This is a genomic window from Oceanibaculum pacificum, from assembly GCF_001618175.1.
GTDB lineage: Bacteria > Pseudomonadota > Alphaproteobacteria > Oceanibaculales > Oceanibaculaceae > Oceanibaculum > Oceanibaculum pacificum.
On sequence record NZ_LPXN01000034.1, the window covers coordinates 1 to 8609 of the forward strand.

The window sequence follows — 8609 nt, forward strand, 5'->3', positions numbered from 1 at the left end:
CGGGGGTCCACGCTTCCGCTTACTGGATGTCGGTCGAGTAAGCGGAACCCGTCATTCCCGGCACAAGCCGGGAATGACGTTTGAGAGCGGCGGCACACCCCTCAAACGTTGAAATATTTCGCCTTCGGGTGGTGCAGCACGATGGCGGAGGTGGATTGCTCGGGGTCGAGCTGGTCCTGGTCGGTCAGCGAGACACCGATGCGCTCCGCGCCCAGCAATTCCAGCAGCGGGCGCTGGTCGGCCAGGTTCGGGCAGGCGGGATAGCCGAAGGAATAGCGGCTGCCGCGATATTCCTGCTTCAGCAGGCCCTGCATGTCGGCGGCTTCCTCGGAGGCGAAGCCCAGTTCGGCGCGGATGCGCTTATGAACATATTCCGCCATCGCCTCGGCCATCTCCACCGACAGGCCGTGCAGGTAAAGATAATCCTGGTAGCGGTTGCTCTCGAACCAGTCGCGCGCGATGTCGGAGGCCTTGGAGCCCATGGTGACGACCTGCAGGCCGATCACGTCGCGCTGGGCATCGTCGATATCGCGGAAATAGTCGGACAGGCACTTGCCGTCCGGCCCGGCCTGGCGCGGCAGCTTGAAGCGGCACACCTCGGTGCCGCCATTCTCGCCGAACAGCACCACGTCGTTGCCCTCGGCGGCTGCCTGCCAATAGCCATAGACCGCCTGCGGCACCAGGATATCCTCCTGCTCGCACGTCTCCAGCACGCGCTTCAGAATCGGCTTCAGCTCCTGCTCAGCATATTTGCGGTATTCGGCGCGGGTGCGCCCGCTTTTGCGGAAGCCCCACTGGAATTGGTACAGCGTCATCTCGTTCAGATAGGACAGCACCGTGCGCGTCGGCACGCGGGCGATGACGCGCGAACCCCAGAAGGGCGGCTCCGGCACCTCCACGCCCTCGGCCAGCGCCTGGCGGCGGACGCGCGCGGCGTCCATGTCCAGCGCGTCGTCATTCGCCGCCTTGGAGGTCTTGCCGGGGGCCTTGGAGCTGGTCGCCCGGCTGGTGCGCTTCTCGCGCTCGGCGGCCAGGAAAGCGTCGAAGCCGCCATCGATGACCTTGTTCATCAAATTCAGCCCGTCGAACGCATCGCGGGCATAGGCGACCTGGCCGCTGCCGTAGGATTGCGCGCAGTCGGTCTCGACATAGTTGCGGGTCAGCGCGGCACCGCCCAGCATCACCGGCGTCTTCATGCCGTGGCGGGTCATCTCCTCCAGGTTTTCGCGCATGATGACGGTGGATTTCACCAGCAGGCCCGACATGCCGATGGCGTCGGCCTTATGTTCCTCGGCGGCCTGGATGATCGTCGCGATGGGCTGCTTGATGCCCAGATTGACGACCTTGTAGCCATTGTTGGTGAGGATGATATCGACCAGATTCTTGCCGATATCGTGCACGTCGCCCTTCACCGTGGCCAGCACGATGGTGCCCTTCTCCTGCCCCTCGACCCGCTCCATATGCGGTTCCAGATAGGCGACTGCTGCCTTCATCGTCTCCGCCGATTGCAGCACGAAGGGCAGCTGCATCTTGCCGGCGCCGAACAGCTCGCCCACCACCTTCATGCCGTCCAGCAGGTAGGTGTTGATGATGTCGAGCGGCGGGTGGGTCTTCATCGCCTCGGCAAGGTCGTCGTCCAGCCCCTTGCGGTCGCCGTCGACGATGCGCTCCTTCAGTCGTTCCTCGACCGTCTCGGCGCGCTTCTTCTCCACCTTGGCAGCCGATTGCCGGCCCTCGAACAGCGCCATGAAGGCGTGCAGCGGGTCATAGCCCTCGGCGCGGCGGTCGAAGATCAGGTCTTCGGCCACCTTCACCTCATTCTCGGGGATCTGGTGCAGCGGCATGATCTTCGAGAAATGCACGATGGCGCCGGTCATGCCGCGCTTCACCGCATGGTCCAGGAACACCGAGTTCAGTACATGGCGGGCCGCCGGATTGAGGCCGAAGGAGATGTTGGAGAGCCCCAGCACGATCTGGCAGTCCGGCAGTTCCTGCGAAATGCGCTCGATCGCCTCCAGCGTCCACAGCCCCAGCTTGCGGTCATCCTCGTTGCCGGTGCAGATGGTGAAGGTCAGCGGGTCGAACATAAGATCGGAAGCCGGAAGCCCGTGCTTCACGCAGGCGAAATCGTACAGCCGCTTGGCCAGCTCCACCTTGCGCTCGACGGTCTTGGCCATGCCCTCCTCGTCGATGGTCAGCGCGATGACCGCCGTGCCGAAGCGGCGGGCGAGATCCATGCGCTTTTCCGCCGGCTCCTCGCCATCCTCGAAATTGATCGAATTCAGGATCGCCTTGCCGCCATACAGCTTCAGGGCGGCTTCCAGCACGATCAGCTCGGTCGAATCGATGACCAGCGGCGAATCGACGGAGCCGCGCATGCGGCTGACCACCTCGGTCATGTCGGCGACCTCGTCGCGGCCGACGAAGGCGGTGCAGACATCCAGCGAATGGCTGCCCTCGCGCACTTGGTCGCGACCCATCTCGATGCAGCCGTCCCAGTCGCGGTTTTCCTGCAACTCGCGGAATTTCTTCGAGCCATTGGCGTTGCAGCGCTCGCCGATGGCGAAGAAGGCGTTCTCCTGGCGCAGCGGCACCGGGCCGTAGAGCGAGGCGACGGACGGCGTCCAGACGGGGGTGCGGGTCTTCGGCCGGGGGCGGTAATGGCCTTCGCCCTCCTCGGCCGCCAGCTTGCGCAACATGGCGTCGAGCGCCCGGATATGCTCCATCTGCGTGCCGCAGCAGCCACCGACGAAGCCAATGCCGTCCTGGCGCAGGAAACGCTCCATCCAGGTCGCCAGCTCGGGCGCCGCCAGCGGGTAGACGGTCTGGCCATCGACCAGTTCCGGCAGGCCGGCATTGGGCTGGATCGAGATACGGCCGGGCCAGTTCTCCGCCAGCCAGCGCACATGCTCGGCCATTTCCTGCGGGCCGGTGGCGCAGTTGAGGCCGATGACCGGCACGTCCAGCGCATTGATGATGGTCGCCGCCGCCGCGATATCGGTGCCGACCAGCATGGTACCGGTGGTTTCCACCGTCACCTGCACCATGATCGGGATATCGGCCTTGGCCTCGCGCATCGCCCGCTTGGCGCCGTTCACGGCGGCCTTCACCTGCAGCGGGTCCTGGCAGGTCTCGATCAGGAAGGCGTCGACGCCGCCGGCGATCAGGCCGGCCGATTGCAGCGCCAGCGCGTCTTCCAGCGGCTGGTAGGCGATATGCCCCAGCGAGGGCAGCTTGGTGCCCGGGCCGATGGAACCCAGCACGAAGCGCTCGCGCCCGTCAGCCTTGAAGCGGTCGATGGCCTCGCGCGCCAGCACGCCGGACATGCGGTTCAGCTCGAACGCCTCATCCTGCAAATCGAATTCGGCCAGGGTGATGGGCGAGCCGCCGAAGCTGTTGGTCTGCACCGCATCGGAGCCGCATTCCAGATAGCCGGCATGGATGTCGCGCACCAGGTCGGCGCGACTGCGGTTCAGGATTTCGGTGCAGTTCTCGCAACTGAGATAATCCTTATCCACGTCCAGATCGGCCGCCTGCACGCGCGTGCCCATGGCGCCGTCGCCCAGCAGAACCCGTTCTTCCAGCGCCTTCAGAAACCGCGACATGGCAATATCCTTTTTCTTTCTTGCTTACGCGACCGACGCGGGAACCCGCGCGCCGAGGCCGAGCATGCGGCAGATGGCGAGGGTCAGGTCGGCGCGGTTCAGGGTATAGAAGTGGAAATCCTCCACCCCATTGTCGCGCAATTTCTCGCACAGCTTCACCGCGACCGAGGCGGAGACCAGCTGTCGGGTCTCCGGGTCGCCATCCAGCCCCTCGAACAGCCCGCCCATCCAATCGGGAACGGCAGCACCGCAGGCCTTGGCGAATTTCTGCACCTGGGCGAAATTGGTGACCGGCAGGATGCCCGGCACGATCGGCACGGTGATGCCGGCCTTGCGGGCATTCTCGACGAAGCGGCAGAAGGTCTCGGCCTCGAAGAAGAACTGGGTGATCACGCGGGTCGCCCCGGCATCCACCTTGCGCTTCAGATTATCGAGATCGTCGGACAGGTCGGCCGATTCCGGATGCCGCTCCGGATAGCCCGCCACGCTGACCTCGAAATCGCCGATGCGCTTCAGCCCGGCCACCAGATCGACGGCGAAGGCATAGCCTTCCGGATGCGGCAGGTAGCGGGTGAAATTGCCGGCGGCGTCGGCCGGGGCGTCACCGCGCAGCGCCACGATATGGCGCACGCCGGCGTCCCAATAAGCCTGGGCCACCTCGTCCACCTCGTCCCGGTTGGCGTTCACGCAGGTCAGATGCGCGGCGGGGACAAGCTGGGTTTCGGCCAGTAGCCGCTGCAAGGTGGAATGGGTGCGCTCCCGCGTCGAGCCGCCGGCGCCATAGGTGACCGACACGAAATCCGGCTTCAGCGGGGCCAGGCGCTGGATCGAGCGCCATAGGGATTCCTCCATCGCCGGGGTCTTGGGCGGAAAGAATTCGAACGATAGCGTGCCGCTCATGGCCGGCCTCCCTCAACGGCCGCCAGGGCCGGCTGTTTCACGGCGCGCCACAGGCACACGGTCAGCGATTTGCCCGGCAGCCGCTCCACGGCGTCGATCCGCAGCCCCGCCTCCGCGCACCAGGACGCGATCTCCTTATCCTGAAAGCCCGGCCAGCGATGCGCCTGGCGCTGCAACAGGGCGGCCTGGTCGTGCGGCGCGAAATCCACCACCACCAGCCGCCCCCCGGGACGCAGCACCCGCGCCGCCTCGGCGATCACCGCGGCCGGGCGTTCGGCGTAATGCAACACCAGATGCAGGATCGCCGCATCCATCCCCGCTCCAGCCTGCGGCAGCTGATACATGTCGGCCTGGCGGACCTGGCAATTGCGCAAATCCGCGGCTTCCAGATGGGCGCGGGCCAGCGCCAGCATCTCGCGCGAGGCATCGATGCCCAGCGCGCGCGCCACCCGGGGGCCGAACAGCGCCAGCATGCGCCCGGTGCCAGTGCCGATATCCAGCAAATCCTCAATGCCGTCCGTGGGCAGCAGTTCCAGCAGCTTCTGCTCCACCTCAAGCGGATCAGCATGCAGGGCGCGGATCTTGTCCCAGTCGGCGGCGTTGCGGCGGAAATATTCCTCGGCCGCCTCGGCGCGGCTGCGCTTGATCGCCTCCAGCCGTTGCAGATCGAGCGCCAGCGCGGAATCGTCGGCCGGGATCAGCCCGATCAGCGTGCGCGCCAGCAGCGCGCCCTCGCCGGTCTGCGCCACCCGGTAATAGGCCCAGGTGCCTTCCCGCAGCCGCGCGATCAGGCCGGCCTCGCACAGCAGTTTCAGATGGCGCGAGACACGGGGCTGGCTTTGTCCCACGATCTGGGTAAGGTCACTGACCGTCAGCTCGGCATGGGCGCACAGGCTGAGCAGCCGAAGCCGCGTCGGCTCGGCCGCCGCGCGCAGCCCCTCCAGCAGCGCCGCCATGGTGCTTGGTGCCGGGGTGGGCGCTGGCGTGGGCGACGCCGGGGCAGGCGACGAGGTGGGCGCACGGGCCTCTATTTCCACTGGCGGGGACGGTCTGGGCCGCACCATCCGCATTCCCTCCTTCAAAAAGATAGAAACATAAAGATATCTTTATGTTTGACTGTCAAGAAAATCCCGCGCGATGCTTTCACATGCGCGCCAATTAAAGCGCCATTTCTGCCACACTGTTGCCGAAACAATCCACCAAGCTGCCGCCTCCATTGGCGAATCCAGCGCGTTGTGTTAACTGACTTTCTTAATCTGCCCTATTCCAATATGCGGCAGCGGCATTCTGCGCCCCTTGTTTCTGCGACCCGTTCGGGCAAATTAGCTGCTATGCTTCGCATCTTCGGGTTAAGGCTGAAGATCGGTTTCAGGAAACGGTGACAATGACGCAATCGACGTCGTACTTCTCTCGGATCGGCGCCGGCTTTTTCGGCATGGCTGCGGGGCTGCTGTTGCTTTCGGGCTGCGCCACGATGGGGGGCACCCCCGAGGAAAAGGCTGCCCAGGCGGAAGTGAATGATCCGCTGGAAATTCCGAACCGTTTCGTTTTCGCGTTGAATGAGACGGTCGATACCTTCGTGTTGCGCCCGGTCGCCGTGACCTATGATTTCTGGATGCCGGAGCCGGGCAAGGACGCGGTACGCAACTTCCTGGATTATCTGCGCAGTCCGGTGATCCTGGCGAATGACCTGTTCCAGGGCGAATGGGACCGCGCCGAGACCACCGCCACGCGCTTCGTCATCAACACGGCCGTGCTGGGCGTGTACGATCTGGCCGCCGATTACGGCCATGAGAAGCACAGCGAGGATTTCGGTCAGACGCTCGCCTTGCATGGCGTGGGCGAAGGCCCATATCTCGTCCTGCCGCTGATCGGCCCGTCGAATCCGCGCGACGCGGTCGGCTTCGGCGTCGATATGGTTCTCGACCCGCTGAACTGGTACGCCTGGAACACGGATCGCGACTGGATCGGCTATACCCGTGCAGGCGCCACTGCGGTCGATGCACGCGCCCGCTCTTTGGAGGCGCTGGACGACGTGAAAGCGAATTCGTTGGATTATTATGCCGCCATCCGCAGTCTCTACCGGCAGCGCCGGGCGGCCCAGATCGGCAATCAGCGCGGCGCCGACAGCACGGCCGACGGTGCCTCCGATGCGTATCAGGACTATCTGCCTGGCGGCACGGACGCCAAGACCCGATAAGGGTCGTAGCCTGAAGGAAATTCGATGATTCTGAGTACTCTCCGCAAAACGATGGCGGTAGCGGCATTCGGCTGCATGATTGCGCTATCGCCGGCATCGCCCGCCCAAGCCGACAATCCGCAGAAGGCGACGACCTTCATCCAGGAGCTTGGCGGCAAGGCGATCGACACGATCACCGACAAGTCGCTTGCCGAAGAAGAGCGGCTGAGCAAGTTCCGCACGCTGCTGAACCAGAATTTCGACGTGCCCGGCATCGGCCGTTTCGTGCTGGGACGCTACTGGCGCACCGCCACGCCCGAACAGCAGCAGGAATATCTGAAGCTGTTCGAGGAAAGCATCGTGCGCACCTATGCCGCGCGCTTCCGGGAATATTCCGGCGAGAAGCTGGCGGTCGACAATGCCCGGGCCGATGGCGATCGCTTCATGCTGGTCGACAGCAAGATCCAGCGCCCCTCCGGCCCGCCGGTGGCGGTGACATGGCGGCTGTTCAACGACAATGGCGGCTTCAAGATCGTCGATGTGGTGGTCGAAGGGGTGAGCATGAGCGTCACCCAGCGCTCCGACTATTCCTCGGTCATCCAGTCGAATGGCGGCAATTTCGACGCCCTGCTGAAAGCCATGCGCGAGCGCCTCAGCCGGGTCTGACGCACCGCACGACAGGCAAAGAAAAAGCCGGGCGCAATGCCCGGCTTTTTTTGTGGCCGCGTCGGGACTAACCCCGCGTGATCGGCTTGTACTTGATGCGGTGCGGCTGGTCGGCGGCCGAACCGAGGCGGCGCTTGCGGTCTTCCTCATAGGCCTGGTAATTGCCCTCGAACCAGACCACCTGGCTGTCGCCCTCGAAGGCCAGGATGTGGGTGGCGACGCGGTCCAGGAACCAGCGATCATGGCTGATGACCACGGCGCAGCCGGCGAATTCCAGCAGGCCTTCTTCCAGCGAGCGCAGGGTATCGACGTCCAGATCGTTGGTCGGTTCGTCGAGCATGATGACGTTGCCACCGGATTTCAGCATCTTCGCCAGATGCACGCGGTTACGCTCACCGCCTGACAGCTGGCCGACCTTCTTCTGCTGGTCGCTGCCGCGAAAATTGAACAGCGAGACATAGGCGCGGCTCTGCATCTTGCGCTTGCCCAGCTCGATCTCGTCATTGCCGCCAGAGATTTCCTCCCACACGGTCTTGGTCGGCGCGAGGTCGTCGCGGCTCTGGTCGACATAGGCCAGCTTCACCGTCTCGCCGACGCGGATGGCGCCGCTGTCCGGCGTCTCCTGCCCGGTGATCATGCGGAACAGCGTGGTCTTGCCGGCGCCGTTCGGGCCGATGACGCCGACGATGCCGCCCGGCGGCAGCTTGAACTCCAACCCATCGATCAGCAGGCGCTCGCCATAGGCCTTGGACAGGTTTTCGGCCTCGATCACCACATTGCCCAGGCGCGGGCCGGCGGGGATGACGATGCGGTTGGCGTCGGGCGCGCGATCCTGCCCGGCGGCCAGCAGCTCCTCATAGGCCTGCAGGCGGGCGCGCGATTTGGTCTGGCGGGCGCGCGGCGAGGCGCGAACCCACTCCTCCTCTTCGCGCAGCGTGCGGATGCGCGAATCCTCGGCCTTGGATTCCTGCTCCAGTCGCTTGCGCTTCTGCTCCAGCCAGCCGGTGTAATTGCCCTCATAGGGGATGCAGCGGCCACGGTCGATTTCCAGGATCCAGCCGGCCACCTCGTCCAGGAAATAGCGATCATGGGTGACGGTCACGACGGTGCCCGGATAATCGTGCAGCGTGCGCTGCAGCCAGGCGACCGATTCGGCGTCCAGATGGTTGGTCGGTTCGTCGAGCAGCAGCAGGTCGGGCGCTTCCAGCAGCAGCTTGCACAGCGCGACGCGGCGCTTCTCGCCGCCCGACAGCGTGTCG

The 8609-nt window shown here is 65.0% G+C and carries 6 protein-coding genes; 2 read left to right on the plus strand and 4 right to left on the minus strand.

From position 1 onward, the window contains the following. Positions 1-101: 101 nt before the first annotated feature. Genes metH through AUP43_RS03135 form a run of 3 tightly spaced genes read right to left on the minus strand, consistent with a single transcriptional unit; the run spans position 102 to position 5461 of the window. The gene (gene metH, locus AUP43_RS03125; protein WP_067552558.1) at positions 102-3605 is read right to left on the minus strand and encodes a methionine synthase; all 3504 of its coding nucleotides are present in this window, start codon (positions 3603-3605) and stop codon (positions 102-104) included. 24 nt (positions 3606-3629) lie between these two features. Continuing rightward, positions 3630-4505 (minus strand): methylenetetrahydrofolate reductase [NAD(P)H], encoded by an 876-nt coding sequence (gene metF / locus AUP43_RS03130; protein ID WP_067552561.1) that lies wholly within the window; start codon positions 4503-4505, stop codon positions 3630-3632. Beyond that, a complete protein-coding gene (locus AUP43_RS03135) occupies positions 4502-5461 on the minus strand; it encodes an ArsR/SmtB family transcription factor (protein ID WP_067552564.1) in 960 nt (319 codons plus the stop codon). The genes metF and AUP43_RS03135 overlap by 4 nt, the downstream gene beginning before the upstream one ends. Positions 5462-5889: 428 nt before the next feature. On the opposite strand from AUP43_RS03135, the gene AUP43_RS03140 reads away from it, so the two are divergent. Next, positions 5890-6705 carry an MlaA family lipoprotein gene (locus AUP43_RS03140; RefSeq protein ID WP_067552567.1) on the plus strand — a complete coding sequence of 272 codons (816 nt, stop codon included), beginning with the start codon at positions 5890-5892 and terminating at the stop codon, positions 6703-6705. Positions 6706-6780: 75 nt separating this feature from the next. Further along, the gene (locus tag AUP43_RS03145) at positions 6781-7350 is read left to right on the plus strand and encodes an MlaC/ttg2D family ABC transporter substrate-binding protein (protein WP_198154807.1); all 570 of its coding nucleotides are present in this window, start codon (positions 6781-6783) and stop codon (positions 7348-7350) included. Between the two features lie 67 nt (positions 7351-7417). Here the strand turns inward: AUP43_RS03145 and ettA are convergent. Further along, positions 7418-8609: energy-dependent translational throttle protein EttA (gene ettA / locus AUP43_RS03150; protein ID WP_067552573.1), on the minus strand; the 1192-nt coding region annotated here is incomplete at its 5' end.

Excerpts from the sequence above, each read along its gene's own strand:
- AUP43_RS03145 (WP_198154807.1), top strand. The coding sequence starts at position 6,781 with ATGATTGCGCTATCGCCGGCATCGCCCGCCCAAGCCGACAATCCGCAG.
- metH (WP_067552558.1), bottom strand. The coding sequence starts at position 3,605 with ATGTCGCGGTTTCTGAAGGCGCTGGAAGAACGGGTTCTGCTGGGCGAC.
- AUP43_RS03135 (WP_067552564.1), bottom strand. The coding sequence starts at position 5,461 with ATGGCGGCGCTGCTGGAGGGGCTGCGCGCGGCGGCCGAGCCGACGCGG.
- AUP43_RS03140 (WP_067552567.1), top strand. The coding sequence starts at position 5,890 with ATGACGCAATCGACGTCGTACTTCTCTCGGATCGGCGCCGGCTTTTTC.
- metF (WP_067552561.1), bottom strand. The coding sequence starts at position 4,505 with ATGAGCGGCACGCTATCGTTCGAATTCTTTCCGCCCAAGACCCCGGCG.